General features: G+C 43.3%; 25 protein-coding genes. 5 read left to right on the forward strand and 20 right to left on the reverse strand.

The features are described 5' to 3' along the window. From ciss_RS13570 to yabN, 3 genes are all read right to left on the reverse strand, one after another. A partial coding sequence (locus ciss_RS13570; RefSeq protein ID WP_235837273.1) for a SpoIID/LytB domain-containing protein occupies positions 1-460 on the reverse strand: 460 nt, incomplete at its 3' end. Positions 461-557: 97 nt separating this feature from the next. After that, on the reverse strand, positions 558-827 hold the full coding sequence (hbs, locus tag ciss_RS07805; RefSeq protein WP_011343153.1) for a non-specific DNA-binding protein Hbs: 270 nt from the start codon (positions 825-827) through the stop codon (positions 558-560). A gap of 107 nt (positions 828-934) precedes the next feature. After that, the gene (gene yabN, locus ciss_RS07810; RefSeq protein WP_075865742.1) at positions 935-2,374 is read right to left on the reverse strand and encodes a bifunctional methyltransferase/pyrophosphohydrolase YabN; all 1,440 of its coding nucleotides are present in this window, start codon (positions 2,372-2,374) and stop codon (positions 935-937) included. Positions 2,375-2,505: 131 nt separating this feature from the next. On the opposite strand from yabN, the gene ciss_RS07815 reads away from it, so the two are divergent. Continuing rightward, positions 2,506-3,318, forward strand: coding sequence for a transposase (locus ciss_RS07815; RefSeq protein ID WP_075865715.1), 813 nt, complete (start codon positions 2,506-2,508; stop codon positions 3,316-3,318). A gap of 55 nt (positions 3,319-3,373) precedes the next feature. Here ciss_RS07815 and spoVT read toward each other — a convergent pair whose 3' ends face one another. From spoVT to ciss_RS07845, 6 genes are all read right to left on the reverse strand, one after another. Then, positions 3,374-3,934, reverse strand: a complete 561-nt coding sequence (spoVT, locus tag ciss_RS07820; RefSeq protein WP_075865716.1) for a stage V sporulation protein T — start codon at positions 3,932-3,934, stop codon at positions 3,374-3,376. 76 nt (positions 3,935-4,010) lie between these two features. Next, complete coding sequence (locus ciss_RS07825) at positions 4,011-5,024, reverse strand: peptidylprolyl isomerase (RefSeq protein ID WP_075865717.1); 1,014 nt, start codon at positions 5,022-5,024, stop codon at positions 4,011-4,013. Between the two features lie 59 nt (positions 5,025-5,083). Then, positions 5,084-8,566 (reverse strand): transcription-repair coupling factor, encoded by a 3,483-nt coding sequence (gene mfd / locus ciss_RS07830; protein ID WP_201787784.1) that lies wholly within the window; start codon positions 8,564-8,566, stop codon positions 5,084-5,086. 171 nt (positions 8,567-8,737) lie between these two features. Beyond that, a complete protein-coding gene (locus ciss_RS07835; protein WP_075865718.1) occupies positions 8,738-9,118 on the reverse strand; it encodes a hypothetical protein in 381 nt (126 codons plus the stop codon). Between the two features lie 12 nt (positions 9,119-9,130). After that, positions 9,131-9,694, reverse strand: a complete 564-nt coding sequence (pth, locus tag ciss_RS07840) for an aminoacyl-tRNA hydrolase (protein ID WP_075865719.1) — start codon at positions 9,692-9,694, stop codon at positions 9,131-9,133. Positions 9,695-9,716: 22 nt separating this feature from the next. Then, on the reverse strand, positions 9,717-10,310 hold the full coding sequence (locus ciss_RS07845) for a 50S ribosomal protein L25 (RefSeq protein ID WP_075865720.1): 594 nt from the start codon (positions 10,308-10,310) through the stop codon (positions 9,717-9,719). 119 nt (positions 10,311-10,429) lie between these two features. On the opposite strand from ciss_RS07845, the gene ciss_RS13470 reads away from it, so the two are divergent. After that, positions 10,430-10,993 (forward strand): PRC-barrel domain-containing protein, encoded by a 564-nt coding sequence (locus ciss_RS13470; protein ID WP_268874210.1) that lies wholly within the window; start codon positions 10,430-10,432, stop codon positions 10,991-10,993. Here the strand turns inward: ciss_RS13470 and ciss_RS07855 are convergent. From ciss_RS07855 to ispE, 6 genes are all read right to left on the reverse strand, one after another. Next, the gene (locus tag ciss_RS07855) at positions 10,990-11,931 is read right to left on the reverse strand and encodes a ribose-phosphate diphosphokinase (protein WP_075865722.1); all 942 of its coding nucleotides are present in this window, start codon (positions 11,929-11,931) and stop codon (positions 10,990-10,992) included. The genes ciss_RS13470 and ciss_RS07855 overlap by 4 nt on opposite strands. 106 nt (positions 11,932-12,037) lie before the next feature. Further along, positions 12,038-13,378 carry a bifunctional UDP-N-acetylglucosamine diphosphorylase/glucosamine-1-phosphate N-acetyltransferase GlmU gene (glmU, locus tag ciss_RS07860; protein WP_075865723.1) on the reverse strand — a complete coding sequence of 447 codons (1,341 nt, stop codon included), beginning with the start codon at positions 13,376-13,378 and terminating at the stop codon, positions 12,038-12,040. Positions 13,379-13,390: 12 nt separating this feature from the next. Beyond that, positions 13,391-14,596, reverse strand: coding sequence for a threonine ammonia-lyase (gene ilvA / locus ciss_RS07865; RefSeq protein WP_075865724.1), 1,206 nt, complete (start codon positions 14,594-14,596; stop codon positions 13,391-13,393). A 33-nt stretch (positions 14,597-14,629) separates the two neighbouring features. Continuing rightward, positions 14,630-15,373, reverse strand: coding sequence for a nucleotidyltransferase family protein (locus ciss_RS07870; RefSeq protein ID WP_075865744.1), 744 nt, complete (start codon positions 15,371-15,373; stop codon positions 14,630-14,632). Continuing rightward, on the reverse strand, positions 15,366-16,055 hold the full coding sequence (locus tag ciss_RS07875; RefSeq protein ID WP_075865725.1) for a GntR family transcriptional regulator: 690 nt from the start codon (positions 16,053-16,055) through the stop codon (positions 15,366-15,368). Before ciss_RS07875 ends, ciss_RS07870 begins: the two co-directional genes overlap by 8 nt. Before the next feature lie 51 nt (positions 16,056-16,106). After that, positions 16,107-16,973: a 4-(cytidine 5'-diphospho)-2-C-methyl-D-erythritol kinase gene (gene ispE, locus ciss_RS07880; protein ID WP_075865726.1), complete on the reverse strand. Its 867-nt coding sequence runs from the start codon at positions 16,971-16,973 to the stop codon at positions 16,107-16,109. 40 nt (positions 16,974-17,013) lie between these two features. Here ispE and ciss_RS07885 point away from each other — a divergent pair, with 40 nt between their 5' ends. Next, positions 17,014-17,370, forward strand: a complete 357-nt coding sequence (locus ciss_RS07885) for a L,D-transpeptidase (RefSeq protein ID WP_075865727.1) — start codon at positions 17,014-17,016, stop codon at positions 17,368-17,370. Here ciss_RS07885 and ciss_RS07890 read toward each other — a convergent pair. The 4 genes from ciss_RS07890 to ciss_RS07905 form a co-directional block, all read right to left on the reverse strand. Next, positions 17,367-17,834, reverse strand: a complete 468-nt coding sequence (locus ciss_RS07890; protein WP_166504005.1) for a flavin reductase family protein — start codon at positions 17,832-17,834, stop codon at positions 17,367-17,369. The genes ciss_RS07885 and ciss_RS07890 overlap by 4 nt on opposite strands. Before the next feature lie 11 nt (positions 17,835-17,845). Next, entirely contained in the window at positions 17,846-18,886 is a 1,041-nt protein-coding gene (locus ciss_RS07895) for a YkvA family protein (protein ID WP_075865729.1), read from the reverse strand. Positions 18,887-19,067: 181 nt separating this feature from the next. Further along, positions 19,068-20,378: a hypothetical protein gene (locus ciss_RS07900; protein ID WP_075865730.1), complete on the reverse strand. Its 1,311-nt coding sequence runs from the start codon at positions 20,376-20,378 to the stop codon at positions 19,068-19,070. Between the two features lie 87 nt (positions 20,379-20,465). After that, positions 20,466-21,629 carry a substrate-binding domain-containing protein gene (locus ciss_RS07905; protein ID WP_075865731.1) on the reverse strand — a complete coding sequence of 388 codons (1,164 nt, stop codon included), beginning with the start codon at positions 21,627-21,629 and terminating at the stop codon, positions 20,466-20,468. Positions 21,630-21,778: 149 nt separating this feature from the next. On the opposite strand from ciss_RS07905, the gene ciss_RS07910 reads away from it, so the two are divergent. Both ciss_RS07910 and ciss_RS07915 read left to right on the forward strand, forming a co-directional pair. Then, on the forward strand, positions 21,779-22,066 hold the full coding sequence (locus ciss_RS07910) for a 4Fe-4S binding protein (protein WP_075865732.1): 288 nt from the start codon (positions 21,779-21,781) through the stop codon (positions 22,064-22,066). A gap of 111 nt (positions 22,067-22,177) precedes the next feature. Further along, the gene (locus ciss_RS07915; RefSeq protein WP_075865733.1) at positions 22,178-22,420 is read left to right on the forward strand and encodes a 4Fe-4S dicluster domain-containing protein; all 243 of its coding nucleotides are present in this window, start codon (positions 22,178-22,180) and stop codon (positions 22,418-22,420) included. Positions 22,421-22,548: 128 nt separating this feature from the next. Here the strand turns inward: ciss_RS07915 and ciss_RS07920 are convergent, their stop codons facing one another. Beyond that, positions 22,549-22,872, reverse strand: a complete 324-nt coding sequence (locus ciss_RS07920) for a helix-turn-helix domain-containing protein (protein WP_075865734.1) — start codon at positions 22,870-22,872, stop codon at positions 22,549-22,551. Positions 22,873-22,954 lie beyond the last annotated feature (82 nt).

The following is a 22,954-nucleotide window of genomic DNA, read 5'->3' on the forward strand; positions in this document are numbered from 1 at the left end:
CCGAAATCCCACCGTCGCAGGCATTAAACCAGGCTTTGATAAAATGCCCCTTGTAAAGCACCACCTGACCCCGGGTCATTTGCACCGCTTTTTTAACATTTTCCGTAATTTTTTTCGGGTCATACGCCTGGCTCTCTTCGATATCGGTGGAAACATCGGTACCGTGAAGCTTTCGCACCTTTCCACTTTCAATATTTTCCAGGGCAAAAGTCCGGGCTAAAATTGCCTGCGCCGCTAAAGCATTAACCGGCCAATCCGGTTCCATTTCCGCCGCTACAACTCCCAGGACGTATTCTTCCAATTTCATCTTCTTTTTCTCCCCGGTCTCATTGATGTAAACTGTAACGGTGGGTTCGGTGCTGTATTTTTTTGAGGGTAAAGGTTTTCTGGCAGGAGTACAACCGTAAAATATGAGAATAAGCATTACCGTTAAGGCAATAAAAATTTTCCCAAAGCGCATAAAACCCCTCCTCAATTTTGGGTTATTTTGCCCAAAAGGAGGAAGGGTTATGCAAAGAGAGAAAAAAGCCAGATGCTTTAGGCACCTGGCTTTTTTATTAAATTTTCTCTTTTAAAAGCTTGCCGGGCTTAAATACAGGTACTTTGGAAGCGGGAATTTCGATTTCCTGACCGGTCTGCGGGTTTCTACCTTTCCGTGCAGCTCTTTCTCTTACTTCAAAAGTACCAAAACCGACCAACTGCACCTTTTCACCTTTTTTCAACGCTTCTTCAATTGCTGCTAAAACCGCATTTAAGGCTTTTTCCGCATCCTTTTTAGTCATTTCGGCCTTCTCAGCAATTACACTTACCAATTCCGCTTTGTTCACTTATATTCCCTCCTTAAAAAAATTTTTTATGTACTTAAATTATCGTTTTACTTAATTCGCTACAATCCTTCATTTTCCTGCAAACTATCAAAAAAAATCTTATTTTTTTAATGATTTTTTGCTTTATTCCATAGCTCATCCAACTCACTTAGAGTTAAATCCTGAAGGTTTTGCCCCTTTTCTTTAACCATTTCTTCCATTTTCATAAATCTTTTTATGAATTTGAAAGTAGTTTTATTTAGCGCTTCTTCCGCCTCCACCCCTAATTTTCGGGCAAGATTTACCACCGAAAATAACAAATCTCCCAATTCCTCTTCCTGCCGACTTGTTCCCTCCTTTAAGCTTGCTTTTAGTTCCTCTAACTCTTCTTCAATTTTGGCAAAAACCTCCTCCGCCTTCTCCCAGTCAAAACCAACTTTAGCCGCTTTTTCTCCAACTTTCTGCGCTTTTTTTAGAGCCGGAAGAGTTTTGGCCACTCCCTCTATTACCGATTTTTTCCCTTTTTCCTGCTGTTTAATCATTTCCCAGTTAATTTTTACTTCGTCGCTGTCGTCAACTTCCACCGCGGCAAAAACGTGAGGGTGCCGGCGAATAAGCTTCTCACAAATCCCTTCAACCACCTCTTTGAAAGTAAACTTCCCCTCTTCCCGGGCAATCTGAGCGTGAAACACCACCTGCAAAAGCAAATCCCCCAGCTCTTCTTTTAGTTTTTCCCGGTCTTCTTCCTCTATTGCTTCGGCAACTTCATACGCTTCTTCTAAAACATAAGGTAGAAGCGAACGGTGCGTCTGCTCCCGGTCCCAGGGGCACCCCTGCTCCCCCCGTAAAACTTCCATGATTTCTCCAAGCTTTTCAACCGAAAATATTTCCTCCCGCATTTTGGGAACCACCACCAGCACTTTGTGATCAAACTCCCGGCGGTCCAACTCAAATAAAGGAACTTTTTCAACCTTTTCTCCCGGCAGTCCCAGATCTCGCAATACCAGGACCGGATAATCATCGGGGTACCTCTCCATCAACAAAATTTTGAGGTTCCCGGCAATTAAACGGTCATACACCTGAAAGATGATATTTGTCATACTTTTGGAAAAATCCCAGGCCTTTACGGTCAAAGCATCCAGGACTTTATAATGGTCTTTGGCAGGATCTATTTTCAGGGAAGTTAAGGCAAGCTCCAACGCCCCAGGCGCCGTCACCACTTCCACCGGTACATCGTGCTGCTGCAGTAAAAGCTCTACTGTTCTTTCAGCTACCAGAGGATTTCCCGGCACCGCATAAACGAGAGCTCCGTTCTGGCTTTCCCGGAGAAGTTTTTTGACTATTTCCTGATAAACTTCTTCAAAGGTGGAAAACTCCTCATATAAATGGTCAAAGCTCTGCCAGGCGATTTCCCCCAAAAGTTCCGGAGGTACTGCTTTTTCCGTCCGGAAAAACACCTTCATCCCCGCTTTCAAGAGCCGGTACGCCTTTAAGGGCAGGTAATCCATGCTCCCCGGCCCCAACCCCACCACATAGATCACTCCAGGGACGGTTCTGTCAACCACCATTTTTCCCACCACCACCTCCTCCAGAAACGGTTCAAAAAAAGTGCTATTCTTCCCCAACTCTTCCTTTTCCTATTGACGTTATTTGTGGAAATTATGTATATTTTAGACAAACAATTCTGAGGGGGAGAATAATGCCTCGACAAAAACGCTTTTTTCTTCCCGGCAGTATTTATCATATCATTGCCCGGGGAAACAAAAAAGAAAAAATTTTCTTGGAAGAAAAAGACTACAACTTCTTCCTTTTTCTCTTGCAAAAAAACTGGGAAAAAAAGCCGCTTAAAATATTTGCCTTTACTTTAATGTCCAACCACTTTCACATTTTAGCCCAGGCCACTGACGAGCCATTATCTAAGTACTTTCAACCGGTCCTTACCACCTACGCCATTTATTTTAACCGAAAATACCAAAAAACCGGTCACGTTTTTGAGGATCGGTTTAAATCTTATCTGATTGAATCGGATGATTATCTCTGGGAAGCTTTTCGTTATGTTTTGTTAAATCCTTTACGGGCAGGCCTGGTCTTAAGTTTATCTTCATACCCATGGAGTAGTTTCTATTATTTCTTAAATCCCCAAAAAGCTTTGCCTTTTATGGATTTTTCCCTTTTTACGCAAATTTGCCCCAACGGCTTAGAAGACTTGCAACCCATTACCAATTTTTTAGTTGAAAGTTTAGTTAAAGAAGAATTCTGGCCAGAAGATTTGGATGGAAGTATAAGGTACTTTCATTTACAGTATTTAGCCAAAAAAATTTGCAATGAGTTAAATCTTTCTTATGCCGAATTGTTAACCGATGAGTATAAGCGCCCGGTAGTAAATGCACAGGTTGAATTAGCCCTTCGAGCTAAAGAACAATATAACATTGAACTAAAACAAACCGCCGAATTTTTGGGTAAAAGTTATAATAGTTTTCTTCGAACAATTCGGAAAAACAGGAAAAAATAAATAAACGGTTCTGAACGGCGTTCAATATGTACGCTGTCAGAACCGTCCCTGGAGGTTACTGTTCCATTTGTTTGGCGAGAAAATGAGCGGCGGTTTCCGCCATTTTTTGCTCCAAAGTTCCAAACTTCACTCCCGGCTCCCGGCTGGCAATGATTACAGCTCCGATGGGGTCCCCTTCAGCAATAATCGGCGCGATAATTTCCGCAGTAAACAGGCACTGACCATCTTCGGCGGTAATACATTCCTTACAGTACTCGTGTTCACCGGTTGCGGTTATCACCACGGTTTTTCTCTCGTTCATGGCCCGCTCCACCGCCGGACCAATGGGCTTATTGAGAAACTCTTTTTTCGGAGCTCCCGCCACCGCTATTATCGTGTCCCGATCGGCAATAAAGGCAATATGACCTAAAGATTCATTCAGGGATTCGGCGTATTCTTTCGCGAAATCCCCCAGCTCACCAATTGGCGAATATTTTTTTAAAATCACCTCTCCGTCCCGGTCAACAAAAATTTCCAGAGGGTCCCCCTCTCTAATTCGCAATGTTCTTCTTATCTCCTTGGGAATTACAACCCGCCCTAAATCATCAATTCGCCGCACAATACCCGTTGCTTTCATAAAAATTCCCTCCTTAAGTGGTTTGGTAATGTTAGTATTTTACCTTAAGGAGGGGTTTATACTTTTTGTAAAGTTTTTACTTGGCAGAAAGCTTATTTTCAATCTTGGCTTTTTTCTTTAAATCTTCGAGGAATTTACTATAAGCTTCGCGTTTCTTTTGCTCTAAAAGGTAGTTTTTTAGCTGTTCTTTAACCTCATCGTAAGTTTTTTGTTTTGCCGGAATAATCTTTTCTAATTTAATGATGTGATATCCAAAAGCGGTTTTGACGGGAGTTTCGGTGATATCACCGGGTTTTTTCAAGGCAAAGGCAGCATCTTCAAACTCCTTAACCATTTCTCCCCGGCTAAAGGTATACTGCCCGCCATTTTCTTTCACTCCCGGATCATCGGATTTTTCTTTAGCCAGGGTAGCAAAATCTTTTCCAGCTTTTATTTGTTTGATTAAATCCTCAGCAAGCTTTTTGGCTTCCGCATCGGTTCGTTTAACATTGATGTTAAAATGGGGATTGTTCTGGGCATTCCCATCGTTTACCGCAATTAAAATATGCCGTACCTGCCGCTGTTCAGGCGATTGAAAATCCGGTTCATTTTTATGTTTTTCATAATAATCCTTAACTTCCTGTTCGGAAACGGTAATCCCTTTGGTTACTTCCTCGTAAATTTTATCATTTATTAATTGCACCCGAACCATTTCTTGCAAATCTTTATCGGTTATATTCCGGTCTTTTAAAGCTTTTTCAAAATCCTGGGGTGATGGAAACTGGGCCCGAATTTCATTAATTTTATTGGTAATTTCGTCTTTTGTCGGCTCAAGTTTCTTTTCCTTTCCATAATCGGAAATTAGAATTTCATTGATCATCTGGTCCAAAGTCTGCTGCTTTAAGCTCTGGAGCATCTTCTGCCCCTCGGTAGAGGTTAAATCCACTCCTCTTAGCTTCATGTCAGCCTGTACCTGGGCAAACCGCCGATCAAAATCTTTTTTGGAAATAGTTTTTCCATTCACTTTGGCCACGTAATCCCCACAACCCGCAACGATTAAGGCCAAAACAACGGTTAAAAGGATGGCAACAATTTTTGTAATTTTTTTCATTCCTGTCTCTCCTCTCTACAAAATAACTAATTTTGTCAAAAATTTTACCTTTTATATATTCAACTTAACTGCCCAAATATCCTTTCTAAAATTAAAAAAATTTCTTGGCCAATTCTTCCCTTGGTCCGCACACGAATTTCCAGATCAGGGTTCATGCCAAATACGACCCTGCCCTTAAACTGGCCGGAAACTCGCGAAAGTTTCTCGGCAGTAATTTCGGAATTTGGAAAGAACTGTATTTTTAACTCTTCGTCGGTCTGGAAAATTCCTTTAACTTTTAATTTAGAAGCCGCAATTTTTATTTTAATTAGCCGAATCAGGTTTTCCACTTCCGGCGGAATTTCGCCAAAACGGTCAATTAATTCATCCACCACATCTTCCAAATCCTCTAAGTTGCGCGTCCGTGAAAGCCTCCGGTACATTTCAATCTTTTGTTTTTCATCGGGAATATAGCTTTCGGGAATATAGGCGGTTACGTTTAATTCAAGCTGCGGCTCTACTTCCTCGGAAGTTACCTGCCCCTTTAACTCCGCCACCGTTTCCTGCAGAAGCTTCATATACATATCAAAGCCTACCGCCGCAATATGCCCGTGCTGCTCCGGCCCCAACAGGTTTCCGGCTCCGCGAATTTCCAGATCCCGCATGGCAAGTTTTAAACCCGAACCAAACTCCGTAAACTCTTTAATCGCTGCCAAACGCTTCTCAGCCGCTTCCCGTAACACCTTATCCTTTTCGTACATTAAGTAAGCATAAGCAATGCGGTTACTCCGCCCTACCCGGCCCCGGAGCTGGTAAAGCTGGGCCAGTCCAAACCGGTCGGCATTTTTAATAATTAAGGTATTAACATTGGGAAGGTCGATTCCCGTTTCAATTATCGTCGTGGAAACCAGAACATCGTACTTACCGGAAATAAATTCTAACATTACCCGTTCGAGCTGCTCTTCTTTCATTTGCCCGTGGGCCACTGCCACTCTGGCTTCGGGCACTAAAGACTGAACCCAGGCAGCTACTTCATCAATATCGGAAACCCTGTTATGGACAAAAAACACCTGCCCCCCGCGTCCCAGCTCCCGGCGAATGGCATCCCTGATGATAAAAGGATCTTCTTCCAGGACATAGGTTTGCACCGGAAAACGGTTCTCCGGTGGAGTATTTAAAACACTTAAATCCCTGATACCCACCAAAGCCATGTGAAGCGTCCGCGGTATCGGAGTTGCCGTCAGGGTTAAAACATCGACCGTTTCCGTTAAAATTTTTAACCGTTCCTTTTGGGCCACTCCAAATCGCTGCTCCTCATCCACGATCATCAGCCCCAAATCGTAAAACTGGACATCATCCTGGAGCAAGCGGTGGGTTCCAATAACAATGTCCACTTTTCCTCTTTTCAATTCTTTAATTATTTCCTTTTGCTCCCGGGCGGTCTGAAAGCGGCTTAAAAGGCGAATTTCGACGGGATAACCGGAAAAACGCTCCTTAAAAGTATTGTAATGCTGCTGCGCCAGTAAAGTAGTAGGAGTTAAGACCGCCACCTGCTTCCCATCCATTACGGCCTTAAAAGCTGCCCTTAAAGCTACTTCGGTCTTACCGTACCCGACATCCCCGCATAAAAGCCGGTCCATCACCTTCGGTTTTTCCATGTCTCTTTTTACCTCTTCAATGGCTTTCAACTGGTCGGGGGTTTCTTCATAGGGAAAGCGCTCTTCAAATTCCTTTTGCCACACCGTATCCGGTGAAAAAGCAAAACCCGGTTTGGCCATTCTCTTAGCATAAAGCTCCAACAAACCTTCGGCCATTTCCCTGACCGCTGCTTTCACCCGATTTTTAACCCTCTGCCAGTCGCTGCCACCAAGACGGGAAAGTTTTGGCGGTTCACCGTCGACCCCTACGTATTTTTGGAGATTTCCTACCTGTTCCGGTGGTACGTAAAGCCTATCTTCCCCCTGGTAAGCAATAACCAGGTAGTCCTTGACGTTTCCACCAACTTCCACCGGCTTAATTCCCAGATACTTGCCAATTCCGTGGACCGGATGCACAACATAATCACCGGGGGTAAACGGTTCCTCAACCCTTTCCCCTAAAACCGTCTTTGTAACTTTTGCTTTCACCGTCCTTCCCGCCAGCTCTACATCGGTGTAAACCAAAAGCTTTTGCTGGGGGAATTCAAAACCCGAATTAAGAACGCCAAGGCCAATTTTTATTTCCCGGGGCGCTATCTCTACCTCAAATTTTTCAACGAAGCTTGCCGGAAAATTTCTTTTTAAAAGTTCATTTTTTAACGCTGCCGCCGCTTCTTCCCGTCCTCTTAAGATTAAAATGCGATAATTATTAGCAAGAAAGTTTTTTAAATCTTCAAAAAATAGTTTTTCCTTTCCTAAATAATTTGGTGGCTTTCTTCCCGCAAAATTATGGGGGTCGTAATCTCCGATAAAACGCGGAGTTTTCGGTAAAAGAGAAGTTAATACCGCAACTCTTTCTTGTAGAAGAGCCATTAGCTGCTCTTCTTCGTAAAAAACCTCGGCCTGCTTTGGTAAAGTATAGCCGCCACTCAGCGCTTCGGTAAAACTTTCCCGGCGGAGTTTCTCCAAACTATTGATTTGTTCGCCAAACCTTCCCGGCTCATCTAAAAAAACAAGATATTCGTCGCCAAAGTAATCCAAAAGTGAAACACCGCTCCAAAAGTACGGCAATAGCTTTTCCATTACCTCGCTTTTATTAAGAATATTTAAAACATCGGCTCCTTTTTCTTTAATTCTGCCCGCTGCCTCTCGCTTATTTTGCTGAATTAATTTCTTAACCTGCTGCTCAATATCGGCCCCAAGCTTTTGTTTTACCTCCAAAAGTAAGTCATCAGCGGCAACCGCCACCTCCGCCGGGTAAATCACTACTTCGTTTAAATTTTTCCGGGAGCGCTGACTTTCAACATCCAAAGCCCGCAGGGAATCAATTTCATCACCAAAAAATTCAGCCCTGAAAGGCATCTCACCGGGAACATAAACATCCACTATTCCTCCCCGCTGGCTAAACTGTCCCGGCGCTTCTACCTGGTCCACCCGTTCATAACCGATTTGGCTTAAATACCGGATAAATTCTGTGAGTTCAACCACATCACCAACCCTGAGCTCCCTCTTCCAGCGAGCAAAGCTTTCCAGCGGCGGATATTTCCGGGTTAAAGCCTCGTAGTTTACGACCGTATGCGGTTTTTCTCCCCGGGACAGCCTTTTTAAAAGCTCAATTCTCGAAGCCTTTAACTCGCCCCCTTCCCGCACGGTCAGGTCAAATAAAAAACCCTCCCGGTAAAAAAAGCAGGAAGTTTTAGCGCCCAGGAAAAACTCCAAATCTTCGGCAATTTCCCGGGCCACCTGTTCATTCTCGGTAATTACCAAAAGGGGCCGGTTTAAGGCTTTGGCAACGGTTGCCATTAAAAAGGTCCGGGCAGTGCCGTAAGAACCGTAAATTAACTGGACCCGTTTTTTACTTATCCCTTCTAAAAGACGTTTAAATTCTGAATTTTCCTGCATTAAAGAAAAAATATTTTCACTCACCTTGCATCCTCCGTTTTAATGAATAACTGGTCGGCCAAAATACGATTTTTCTTCAAAAAAAAGCTCCTCCTGGCAATCGGGACAGATCCCCCGTATGTAAGAAATCTTTTTGGAACTTTCTTTAAAAAAATAGGTTTTTTGGCAAAAGTCACAAACATGGATTATCATCGCTTACCTCCGGGCCATTTTTAAAACTATCAGGTTATATAAAGTATGGCCCAGAGCGGCGGTACTTATACCTAAGAAAAGAGTAGATTTTTCAGTTATACTTAAAGTAATAATACCAAAAACGGTGTGGGTAACGATACTTAGAAAAAACGCCGGATACTTCTGACGAGCGGTTATTAAGTCGTACAAGCCTTCGGCAAAACCAAAAGCAAAATGGGTAAAAACGATGTTTCCCTGACCAAGCAGTCCCAGCAAAGTTTTTAAACATTCTTCGATAGAAGGAGCTACTAACGCTACCTTCTCCTTTGTTAGCAAGCGCAATAAAAGTTTATTTACCCTATAAGCCAGCACCGCCGCCAGAAGTCCATAAAAAAAAGAAGCCACCTTTTAGATTTATTAACCTCCCCGGTTAAAGTCGGTCATCGCTTTATTAAATCCTTCCGTCAGGGCTACGGTTATGGCTTCCACCGCCAATTTAAGGGTAGGCTCTAAAATCTCCCTCTCAGCACCGGTAAAGGGCTGTAAAACATAATCCTTAACATCTCCAAACGCCGGTCGGCCAATCCCAATTTTTAAGCGGGGTATTTCCTCACTCCCCAGACAGCTAATTATGGACCCCATTCCTCGATGACCGCCGGCACTCCCTTTTAAACGCAGACGAATTTTTCCTAAAGGCAGGTCTAAATCATCATACACAACAACTAAGCGGGACAGAGGGAGCTTGTAAAAAGAAACCGCCTCCTGGACTGCTGTCCCGCTTAAATTCATATAGGTTTGGGGTTTTTGAAGTAAAACCTTTACCCCTAAAATTTCCCCTTCACCAACAAGGCTTTTAAATTTTCTTTTGGTCATTAATATTCCATATTTTTTAGCTAACTCGTCTACAACCATAAACCCGGCATTATGCCGGGTATTTTCATATTCGTGTCCGGGGTTCCCCAATCCTGTAATAATAAACATTTTTCCTCTCCCTGTAAAAATTTTAAGCTGTAGCTTCCGGAGCAGTTGCTGCCTCTTCCGTCTCCTCTTCAACGTATTCTTCAGGAGCTGACACTAAGGCAATAACGCTTTCCGGATCCTCAATGACCCGTACACCCGGAGGCAGTTCCAAATCTTTAACCCTTATGCAGTCTCCAACCTCAAGTTTAGAAACATCCACTTCAATGGACTCCGGTAGATCTTCCGGCAAGCACTCCACCGTAACTTCCGAAAGCCCATGCTCCAAAATACCACCGGCTTTAACCCCTGCCGCTTCCCCATAAAGCTCCACCGGCACCAGTTGCCGGATCTTCCGGCCGCTTTCTACCACCTGAAAATCAACATGGATTAGCTTCCCGGTCACCGGATGGTGTTGTAGCTCTTTAACCAGAACCCTCTGGGTCTTTCCTTCCACGGAAAGCTCCAATATTTTTAAGCCCCGCTCTACCAAACTCTCAAGTTCCCGGGCATTTACTGCTAATGCCACCGGCTCAATGCTTTTCCCGTACATGATTCCGGGAACCTTGCCTTCTTTTAAAAGCCTGTTACGCTCACCGCGGGTTTTTTTCAACCGTACACTCGCAGTAATTTTTTCCACCTTATAAATCCCTCCTTACTTACAAAGTATTCCCGAATTTTAGTTCTAAAAAACATGAACTGGGAATAAATGTAACTTAAAGAGGGACCGGGAGGTGGTATTTTGGGAATGCACGGCTTATTCAAGGGCTTCCGGTAATTACCGCCTGCGACGGTATTATCACCGGAACAGTAAAAGAGCTATTAGTGGAGCCTTATGAGCGAAAAGTTGCAGGTCTATTAGTGGTTAGCCGTAATTTTTTACCGGGGATAAAACTTCTGCCTTTTAACGAAATAAAAGCGTTAAGTGAAAAGGTAGTCCTCATTAAAAGTAAAGACGCTTTAAAAAAACCCGACCAGTCATCCGGTCTTCTGGAACTATGGAAAAAAGGTCCCCGGCTTTTCGGCCAAAAAGTAATTGCGGAAGACGGAAGTTACCTGGGACAAATGGAAAACTTTACCTTTGAACCTTCTACCGGAGAAATTATCGAAATAATCATCGCCCCGGGTTTAATGCGTCTTGGTCCGAGATACCGTTTAAAAAGCTCCTATATATTAACTATCGGCAAAGATGCCGTTGTTGTCAAGAGGGAAGGAAGAGAAGCACTGACCTCCATTCCGGGAAAATTTAGCAACACTTTTTTTAAAATAAAAGAAAACCTTGCCCGTTGGGGCAAGGCAATAATCAAAAAGCAGGACGATTAAACAAATAGTTCACTTACCGATAAATCTTCATGAATCCGCCGGATCGCTTCACCCATCAGGGGTGCAACCGATAACACCTTAATTTTTGGCAGTTTCTTTTCCGGCGGAAGGGGTATTGTATTGGTTACAACTACTTCTTTAATGGGAGAGTTGGCCAACCGGTCCACCGCCGGGCCGGATAAAATAGGATGGGTACAGCACACGTATACTTCCTTAGCCCCCCGTTCCATCAGAGCCTGAGCTCCCTGGGTAATGGTACCGGCGGTGTCGATAATATCATCGACCATAATCACCGTTTTTCCTTCAATATCTCCAATGATATTCATTATTTCCGCTACATTGGGTTCCGGGCGGCGTTTATCGATAATTGCAATTGGTGCTCCAATCCGCTCGGCCAGATCCCGGGCCCGGGTTACCCCGCCTAAATCGGGAGAAACCACTACCTTATTTTCCAAACCTTTTTCATTAAAATACTTGGCTAAAATCGGCACACCCACCAGGTGATCAACCGGGATATCAAAAAAACCCTGGATTTGTCCGGCATGCAGGTCCATGGCAATCACCCGGCGCGCCCCGCTTACGGTTATTAAATTGGATACTAATTTGGCCGTAATCGGGTCCCGTGCTCTCGTTTTCCGGTCCTGCCGGGCGTAACCAAAATACGGCAGCACGGCAGTAATCCTGCGTGCGGAAGCTCTTCTAATCGCATCTATTAAGATCAACAATTCCATTAAATTTTCATTAACCGGTGTACAGGTTGGCTGGATTATAAATACATCCGCCCCCCGAACGCTTTCGTTTATTTTTACCTGAATTTCCCCGTCGGAAAAGCGGGAAACCCGGGCATCACCAACTTCCACTCCCAAAAAAGAAGCAATTTCCCGGGCTAAATCGGGATTGGCATTGCCGGAAAAAATTTTCAAATCATAGCGGCTCATTTTTAAACCTCCATTTACTTTAATCCAGGTTCCGAACAAAATTCGACAGTTTTTTTATTCTCCTACAGTAGGGAAACTTCCTGCCGCTTTAACGAAAAAATAAATATTATTTAACATAATCTTCTTTATTCACCTGGCGGGAACGGGCTATTGCCAAAGCCTTTTCCGGAACATCTTCGGTTAATGTGGAGCCTGCACCAACTACAGCATTTTTTCCAATCTTTATCGGTGCCACCAAATTGGTATTGCTTCCGATAAACGCTCCATCTTCAATTACCGTTTCCCACTTATTTTTCCCGTCGTAATTACAGGTAATAGTTCCGGCCCCAATATTAACTCCCTTACCCACTACCGCATCCCCAATGTAGGACAGGTGGGGAACTTTGGAGCCTTCGCCAATGAACGATTTCTTAATTTCCACAAAATCACCAATTTTTACCCCATTAGCAATTTCGGTCCCCGGCCGCAGATAAGCAAATGGTCCCACGTTCACTTCATCGCCAACCCGGGCTTGGATAATTACGGAAAAAGTAATTTCGGTATTGTTGCCAATCACGCTATCGGTAATGCGGGTATTGGGCCCAAGGCGGCACCCATTCCCAATAACCGTTTTCCCTTCAAGGTAAGTATTGGGGTAAATTACCGTATCCCTGCCCACCGCTACCTCTTCGCCAATATATACGGTATCCGGGTCAATTATCGTAACCCCTTCCTGCATTAACGCCTCAGCTTTTCTCCGGTAAACTTCCTTGGTTAAGCGAGCAAGCTGCACGCGGTCATTTACCCCTTGAACTTCCGTTTCATCCTGAATGGTAATTGTTTCCACCACCTTGCCCCGTTCTAAAAGAAGGGGAATAACATCGGTGAGGTAATATTCCTTTTGGGCATTTTCCGCTTTTAATAACGGTAAGATTTCTTTTAAAATTTTTGTCTTAAAGCAGTAAATTCCCGTGTTAACCTCCGCTATCTGCTTTTCTTCTATGGTTGCATCCTTTTCTTCAACTATTTTTAGTATTTTCCCGTATCCGTCCCGGACAATACGGCCGTAACCATAAGGATGACTTAAAAAACAGGTCAATACCGTGGCATAGGCTCCGGTCTCAAGATGTTTCTTTATTAACGCCTGAAGGGTAGAAGCTTTTAAAAGAGGAGTATCCCCGGCAACAATGATTACATTGTCATCCTCAATATAAGGCATGGCCACCAAAGCTGCATGTCCGGTCCCCAACTGTTCTTCCTGAACAGCAATTACCGCTCGACCACCGAGAATTTCCTCCACCTTTTCTTTGCGATAGCCCACTACCGCGACCACCCGCTTAACCCCGGCACCAACTAAGGCTTCGTATACCCTCAATACCATTGGTTTCTCCGCAACTTCGTGGACTACTTTGGGCAAATCCGATTTCATCCGCGTGCCTTTACCGGCCGCTAAGATAATTCCTTCCACTAAAAGCCCTCCTCATTTTTGTAGAATCTGATAACCCGCTTCTCTTAAAACTGCCAGAATTTTTTCAACGTGAGATAAATCCCTTGTTTCCAGAGCTAATTCAACCTCCGCCTGCTTTATCGGCACGTGGGGAGCAATACGGTCATGGTTGATAAAAATTATATTGGCCTTTTCCCGGGCAATTAACTCCAAAAGCTTTTGTAAAGCTCCCGGTTTATCATCCAAAATAGTTTTTATCCGCACATATCTACCGGATTTTACCAGGCCCCGTTCGATTATAATCGAGATAGTATGAACATCGATATTTCCACCGGATAAGATAACGCCGACTTTATGCCCCCGCACCGGAATTTTCTGGGCTAAAAGCGCTGCCACCCCCACCGCTCCGGCCCCTTCGAGCAGCACTTTACCCCGTTCTAACATCATTAATATTGCCTGGGCAATTTCCTCATCATCCACCAGGACAATATCATCCACCAAATCAAAAATAATTTTCGAGGTCAACTCCCCCGGAGTTTTGACGGCAATTCCGTCAGCAATTGTCGATACCGAAGCTAACGTTACTTTCCTTCGTTCTTTTAAAGAGGCATACGCCGATGGTGCCCCCTTGGCCTGAACCCCTATGACCTTCAAATGGGGTTTTATCGCTTTCGCTGCCACTGCAAGACCGGCTATCAGCCCGCCACCACCAACCGGAGCCACCAACATATCCAGTTCGGGAACATCTTCGAGCATTTCTAAAGCTATGGTCCCCTGCCCGGCAATGACTTTTGGGTCGTCAAAGGCATGAACAAAGGTTGCTCCTTCCTTTTCCATGATTTCTTTTGCTTTTAAAAAGGCATCATCATAGCTAACCCCACTTAAGATTACCTTTGCTCCGTAACTCTGGGTCGCCTGAATTTTAGCCAGCGGAGCGCCTTCCGGCATCACGATAGTTGCGGGAATTCCGGCACTAAACGAAGCAAAAGCTACTCCCTGCGCATGATTACCCGCCGAAGCCGCCACAACGCCCCGTTCCCGTTCCTTTACGGGCAGACTGGCAATTTTATTGTAAGCTCCCCTCAGCTTAAAGGAACCGGTTTTTTGCAGGTTTTCATATTTAAAATACACTTCCGCTCCCGCCAGCCGGCTAAAAGTTGCCGAATAAGCGGTTAAAGTACGGTGGACAACCCCCAATAACCTGATCCTTGCTTCCTGAACGTCTTTAATTTCTATCACGTAATTCCCCCCTCCAAAAAGAAAAAAGGCCCCTTAGGACAAATGTCTTAAGGCTACCTCCAGATCCTCCGGCTTATCTACGTCTACCCCAATGCCAAAGCTCCTGGAAAATACCGCTTTGCCCCGGATTCCCAGTAAACCTCCGACCTTTTCTTCCAGCTCTTTTACCGAAAGCCTTTTGGTTAAAAATTTTACTACAAAACCTATTCCTAAAAGCAGGCTGAGTTTAAAAGGGCTTTTTCTCAGCTTAATTAAATCCTGGGCCTTTACAATAGCCTGGTCGACAATCCGGGGATTAACCAGAAAAAGATTTCCCCCGGTAACCGTACCTTCCTTTAACGTTACGTAAGTCCGTTTAACCGTCTTATCCCGTTGTTCAATAGCCTCTTTATACACCACCGGATAGTAGACATCGTATCCCTCAGGACAGTTCTTAAGGAAATCTTCAATTTCCTCCGGCGTTAGTAAAGGAATATCACTGGTTGACACCAAAGTCATTGCGTCCCTGGGTAAGACCGCAAAACCCTGCTGGACCGATTCTACCACCGATTCGCCCCCGCTAACAACTTCTACCCGTTCTTTGGGATACCTTCCGATAAGCTCCTTAGGTCCAGCTACAACAATTTTGTTTACTTCTGAAGTTTTTAACAGGGAGTCCACCACGTAATCAACCATTGGCCGGCCTTTTAGTGGTATTAAAGCTTCATACGGCTCCGGAGAAACTTTAGCCAGTTTCCCGTTATTAGCACTGCCCGCCAGCACCAGCGCATTAATCACCAATTAATTCGCCTCTTTCCTTTAATCCGTTAATCATACTTTGCTCTGCATTCTCAATATGCTCCCTGGCTAAAGCTTGAGCTTTTTCCACATTTCGCTCGGCTATAGCTTCCACTATCTCTTTATGTTCCTCCAATGCTATTCGCATCCGACCAGGTTGGGAAAGGGAAGCGGTTCTAAACCTTTGAATTTGCTCTCTAAGATGACTTACAATTTGAATAAGCCGTTCATTCCGGCTTGCCCGGTAGAGCACGTCATGAAAATCGGTGTCAGCCCTAATAATATCTTCCAGACGGTCACTTTCCGCAAGGCTTTGTTGTTTCACTAAAACCCGCTCCAGCTCCTCGATTTCCTCGTCGGTAATCCTTTCCGCTGCAAGGCCAGCGGCAAGGCTTTCCAGCGCCGCCCGTACTTCAAAAACATCCGCCACATCTTTTAACGAAATCCCCGCCACATAAGCCCCTTTCCGGGGAATCATCACCACAAAACCTTCCAGTTCTAATTTTCTAATAGCCTCCCGCACCGGAGTCCGGCTTACGCCCAGCTCTTCCGCCAGCTGAACTTCCATCAACCTCTCCCCGGGTTTTAACACACCATTGATAATTGCTTCCCTTAAGGTCTCAAAAACCAGCTCCCTTAAAGGCTTGTAATTATCAAGGATAATAGGTTTTAATCTCCCCATCTTAACCCCTCATTTCTACGATAATTTGTATTATTATATTTTACTATGGAGTTAAAGCTTTAAGCAAGTAGGACCAGCCGCATACGGCCGGACAATAAATTTTTGTCCCGGTAATGTCAATTGATAATAAATTTCCTTCGCTTTTTTTAAATTTTCCGTTAAGGCAAAAAGGGCAGAACCGCTACCCGACATCAGCGCTCCTAAAGGTTTTAAATTTAAAAGTTCGTTTTTATACTTATATATTTCCGGATTTATTTCCCAAGCACTTATTTCCAAAAGATTTTTTAAAAACTTTCCCAAATCCTCTAAATTTTCCTCGGCTAAAGCTTTCAGGATTTTTTCCCGGTCGGGATGCGCCTTTGTTAAATCCTTACCCGCAAGCCTTAAATAAGCTTCTCTGGTCGAAATCCCAAAAGGGGGTTTATAGATAACAAAATAACCTTTTTTTAAAGGCGGAAGTTTTTTTACCTTTTCCCCTATCCCCTGCACCAGGGCGGTGCCCCCGTTAAGACAGAAGGGAATATCGGCGCTTATTTTTGCCCCAATTTCTGAAAGTTCTTCCTTTCTTAAATTTAAATTATAAATTTTATTTAAACCAAAAAGAACTGCCGCTCCATCCGCCGAGCCACCGGCAAGTCCTGCTTCCAGAGGGATTTTTTTACGGATAGTAATGCTGGCACCTATGGCTTTCCCCGTGGCAGCCCTTAAAGCCAGAACTGCTTTATACGCAATGTTGGTGGAGTCCACAGGTAAATCTGCCCCTACAACCCTTAAGTTTATTTCCTCAGCCGGTTCAATTTCCACCAAATCTCCCAGAGTAATTGCCTGCATTACCGACCAGAGTTCGTGGTAACCATCGGGACGTTTTCCTAATATATCTAAAGTGAGGTTTATTTTAGCCGGTGCAAAAATTAACAACTTTTTTCCTCCCCATCACCCCAAAAAGGAGGCGAAAGTAATGATAGTCCACTTAACCGTCAGTCTGAAAAAGAAGCTTCTAACCCTCTATAAAAACAACCAAAAAATTAAATCCTGGCCGGTAGCGGTAGGAGCCCCCAGCACCCCCACCCCTACCGGCATCTACCGAATTAAAAACAAAATCATCAATCCCGGCGGTAGTCCTTACGGAGTTCTCGGAAGCCGCTGGATGGGATTGACCATTCCCGGAGGTAACTACGGAATTCACGGTACCAACAATCCCGCCTCCATTGGTCGCGAGGTTTCCAGAGGTTGCATCCGCATGTTAAACCAAGATATCGAAGAGTTATTTCCCCAGGTCCCCCTCTGGAGCAGGGTAATTATCACTAAAGATTAGTCAAGGTACTTCCACTGGTGGAAAATAAGCGGTCTTTTAGCGGGATTGGGAACATCCTCCGCCACTACTTCCCCTACTAAAATAATGTGATCACCCACAGGAATTTCTTGAACCAGGCGGCATTCAAGGTTGGCAATGGCGGTAGTAAGCTTAGGAGCAGAAACTTTTTCTCCGGGTACTACCGGAAGGTTTAGCTCTTTGATTTTATCAACATTTGCTCCTGAATTTTTCCCGCAAAAATCGGCAATTTCCTTTTGCTCCTCGCTTAAAATTGCTAAGGTAAACTCCCCGGTCTCTTTAATTTTCTGGTAAGAATATCTTCCCGGAGCAACATTCACCAAAACCATAGGCGGCTTCATCGATACCTGGGTTATCCAGGCAACTGTGGTAAAGTTCCCCTGCTCCCGGTCCCGGTAACCCAGCAAAGCTACCGAATTTGCTAAATAATTAAGTCCTTTAGCCACAATATCGCCTCCTATTCATTTATTTTTACCACAAGAAGCCCGTTCTGGGGTACGGCGGTTAAAGGCGGAAGTTTCTCTGCAAATTTTAGTAACGCCATAAACTTTAAGTTATCCGGCTTTAAATAAAAGCTTAAATCAACATGAAGCTTATTTCCATCTAAAATTATCCCGGGAAAGCGGTGATGATTTATTTGCAAAAACTTTCGGATGCCCCAAAACCCAGCCACCGGCGCAAAAAACCGGTAAAAAAACCCTAAAGCTCCTTTAAGCTCTATTTGGGGCATTCCTTTTAAGTCAAACTCCATTAAAATCCGGTCTTTTTCTGCCGTTAAATTTACCATATTTATTTTTTGCCGAAAATCTAAATTATATTGGTCAATCCTCCCCATAAACCATAACTCATCACCCCGAACCTCCACCCGCATATTTTTCAGCGGCAATTCCCGGGGCAGCTCTTTTATCAGGCCATTTAAAAAGCTTTCGGAAAAATATAACTTTCCTCTAAGAACATTGGCCAGGCGGTTATATTTAAAAAATTCCCGGCTTATGTAAAACAAATTTTCCAAATCTTCTACTTTATTTTCGAGTTTTAAGGCCATTAAAAAGGGCGAAATTTTAAATAAATCCCTTATTACTCCAAATTTTTTCTCTATTATAGTTTTAATATCTAATTGAACCTCCGGTAAGTTATACCCTTTGTAACTTGCATATCTTCGCACTTCCTCGCCGATAAATTCCCAAATAAGGCGAAAAACAAAGGCATCATCCAAAAAACCTAAAAAAGGTAAAAAATCGCTTATTAAATCTACCGGAAGGGCAAAGTACAGGATGCCTGCTAAAGTGATAAGTTTTGTTTTGGCTTCAATGCGGTAGCTTTCATCAAAAAACATCTCCCAAAAATACTTTAAATACAAAATTAATAACTTTAGCTCCGGAGTTTCAACTTTAAAAGCTGCTTCTTCAAGTTTTAAAGGTACTTCTTTTTGATACCTTTGCCACTCTTCCTGGGAAAAGTTTTTAATTTTGTTGAAAAATGACCAGGCATCCCGCATACTCCCGCCTCCCCACGCTAAAATTATACAAAAAAAATAACCGCTTAAAAAGCGGTTTTTCTAAAAGGTGAAATAACCCAAAAAGAGGGGGTGCTTGTTGGTACTTTCACATTACTGGGGAAAAAGGAAGCGGGATATCTTCCTCACTTTTTATCATAATCAAAAAACAGCAATTTGTCAATTAATTTTTACTGAATCTTATAAGCCTGTAACCTTCTCCTTTACGTATAAATTGTAGAATCAGTTCGCTACTTCCAAGATAGCTGTTGTCCTGAGCATTTCTTATTTCGACATAAAGAGAGACAACATAACCTTTTTGGTCTTCCTGATAGTTAAAATTCACCAGCTCCAATTTATAATTCTCTAAATTGGCAAAAGCATCTTTAATATCAAGTATCACAGGTTCTTCAGCAATTTCTCGAATCTTTCCATAGTTTTTCTCAGGGATCCACCGCAAAAGATTTTTACAATTTTCCCTCACCCATTCAATACCCGTAAGAGGCCTGCTAACCGGTACCGAACTTTGTCTATTTTCTGTTGAAGGAGGTTTGGGCAAGTTTGGTTTTGGTAAATTATCGTAAATAGGCGTAATCTCTACCTTCGGTTTTCGCCTGAGCTTAGCGGTAAAATCTATATATATTTCCCGATACTTACCATCAGGCCAGGTAACTCCCAGTAAAGCTCCTTTTTCCTGTCCACCCGGTTGGAAGTAAAAGTATTCATCTAATCTTGGAGGAATTCCACCTAAACTCGAACCAACTCCCAATAACTCTAAAGGATTACCAGCGCTATACAATTTCACCGGTAACTTTAAACTACGAAAAGCCTCCAGCTCCTCCCGGCTCCCCTTTAGATTTACCATAACTACCCACTGGGTCGGAGCTAAAATCACTTTTTTAATTAACACTTCCGGGCTTCCGCCAAGATTTCTATCCAGGTCTATTTCCGAAACGTTAGCTGCGGTTTGCTTAAAAGGAAGTTTTAGTTTAAATTCCTGCTGATCCCCGATTCGGTCCCTGTATTTTCCCCAGATAACAATTTCCTTGGGATTTCCGGTATATTCGGAAAATACGTAGCCGTTTAAAATTCCATTTTCTGACTGTATACTGGTAAAAGTAGAATGCTCGGAAGCTCCAGGTAAATCAAGGTCAATCCCAAAACGCGCTACTTCATAAGCTACTGGCTGCTTTTCGGAGTAAAAATAAAAGCTTACAGCTACCCTGGTAGCATCAGCAATAAGTTCATCTACTACAAAGATATAAGGAAAGATGGCTACTTCCCGGTCAATTTTCTGGACATAACCAAAAGTCAGGGCCCTTTTTAAACCGCCGTCACCCATCCTGGCAAAGATGGAATCGCTGGGTTTAAAAGCGGTAATTGCAGTACTTTCCGGTTTTTGACTGATTATAGCGGTTTCAATATTCATCGCCGGTAGCACCAGCACGTAAACGGTAAAAATAAAAGCTAAAAAAGCTTGCCCAAAAAAGCGCACAACCCCTTCCCCCTTTTTACCCTGCTAAGTTAATTATACCAAAGCTTTCTAATATTTTCAGTAAAAGAAATTTTTTCTTTTACAAATTTACCGGCTTTGACCAGCACCACTTTCTTCTCCGGTCTTTTCCTGGCCAGCCCCAGCCTGTTCTTCTTTTTTTCCCTCTGCAGGACTTGTTTCTATTTTGGTTATTTCTCCTTCTACCGTAAACTCAATAGTTTTGCCCTGATTTGTGGTTATTTTTACTTTTGTAGTTTTAGTCCCCTTACTGTTGCTTTCTTCCCTTTCTTTTGGCTGCGAAGAGGTAAGTTTTCCGTAAACCTTTTGAAGTTGTTGCACATTTTCCCGGGTAATGAGCTGCACGGGTGTATATATAACCGGTATCTGGCCATTTTTAACCGTAATTTTGCTATCCGCGCCTATTCCCCGCCTTTTCAGTAACCCGTCCAATGCTTCCATAGCTTTATTTGCTGCAACTGCCGGCATGAAGTCCACCGAGACATGAATTTTCCCCTCCTGGATAGCTTTTGCCACCTTCCTGTTTAACACCATGGAAGCCAGAACCGTTCCCTGCTGCCCCTCCCTTCCCGCCTCTGCTAAAAGCTCCCCCGCTTTTCCGTCAAGGGCAATAATACTTTGACTCCTTGCCAGCTCTTTTATTTCGTCTAATGCCCTTTTCCCGTCCACCACCGGAAGTTTCCCGACGCTTACCTCCTTACCCAGGGTTCTTAACTCACTTTTTAAAGCTTCCTCCAGGATAACTGCCGAAAGGGTTTGCCGGTGGCTCCCCAGAAGCAGCACTTTCCCGCTCTTATCTTTAAAAGCAATATTTTTGGCCACCAACTCCGAAGCTTTTTGCAAATCGGGCAACACCGCACAGTCCCCAAGACCATCGTACGGCACATCGTTTATAAAAATTAGTTTTGCTTTGGGATAAATTTTTTTTGCTAAATACCCGGCCTGAGGACTACCCGCCGTTTCCCAAATCAACCCTTGAGGCTTTTGGGCAATAATCTTTTTTAAAACCTTTTCTTCCCGCTTTTCATCGTCATTTAACCCTTTTACCGTAAGAATTATCTTTTTTTCCCTGGCTAAATTATATGCGGTTTGAATGAAAGTTTTTCTTTCCTGCTGGCTTTTGGCTACTACCAAAAAAACCTTCGGAGGGGCCGGTTTTCTTTTTTTATCGGGACAACCGGTCAGGCCAACCAATAACGTGACGATTAAAAAAAGAAACCAAAGCTTTTTCATTTAAAACCCCCCTTTTCATTTTTATTTTGGGAAAAAACGAGGGGGATTATCCATTAAATTCTTTACAACACTCAATTCTTCTGTTATTATATAGAAAAAATTAACATTCTCGTGTTATATAACATAGTCAATATTGAGGAGGGCTTGACGTGACATTGTACATCGACCACGAAGTTTGCCTTAAAGATCCCTGCTGCCCTGCCGCCGAGGTCTGCAGCACCAAAGCCCTTGTTTACGATAGCGTGGAAAACAGGTTGTTTTTCAAAGCCGATCTCTGTAACGGTTGCGGCCAATGCGTCCGGAAATGCGCCTATAACGCCCTCGCGTTGTTTGAAACCGCCGATGATTTAACCGCCTTTTTAACAAAGATCACCAAAGCCCGGGAAATCTTTACCTCCAAATTTATTTCGCTGCTGGGATTAAAGGAGCAACCTTAGAATCTATAAGGTTGCTTTTTATTTTGTCCCAAACACCTTTCAATTATACTTTAGATATGTTATACTTTTACTAATAATTTAAAATTTTATGAATTTTTGGAGGTGTACCGTATGCCTATTTATATTGACCTCGATCTTTGCGACCAAAACGAAGACTGTCCTGCCGCTACTTACTGCTTGTACGGAGCTCTTTACTTTGATCACAGCGAAAATAAGTTAAAGTACGACCGGGAAAAATGCCAGAACTGCGGTACCTGCGTCAATCACTGCGGTCCCGGAGCTCTTTATTACGCCAAAGACGATGAAGAATTAAACATGCTTGTGGAAGAGCTAAAAAGGCTTAAAGAAATTTAGGGCGGGAAAATAAATCCCGCCCTTATTTTGCCTGCCGGGCAAAAATCGAGGTGGTCAGAGCAAAGCATTCGAAGAGAAACCCCGGGAAAAAAGAAACGAAGGGCTTAAAACACCACAAATTTTTATTTTTACTCCCCATTCAGGTTGTATTTATACTGGAGAAAATCAACAAAGAGGTCAACTTCATTTAAGGCTTCCTGGGGAAGTTGGCTGAGTTTTTTAATTACGGGAGAAGCGGCAGAAGGAGGATTGGTATCGGAAAGTCCGGCAAGGTATTCAATACTTACCTCAAATTCCTGCGCCATTTTCCATAAAAGTTCGAGATCCGGCGTTCGCTCATTATTTTCATATTTACACAAGGCCCAGTAGGAAATGTGAAGTTTATTAGCCAATTCCTTTCTGCTTATTTTCTTTTTTTCTCGCAAGATTTTTATTCGGTTAATTCTACTCATAAATATCACCTCGTCATCTTTTGGCGTTATTATTAAATTTTAATATTTTACCTAAGCTTCGTTCCATTGCCAGTTTTAGGAC

The sequence above is a fragment of the Carboxydothermus islandicus genome, from assembly GCF_001950325.1.
GTDB lineage: Bacteria > Bacillota > Z-2901 > Carboxydothermales > Carboxydothermaceae > Carboxydothermus > Carboxydothermus islandicus.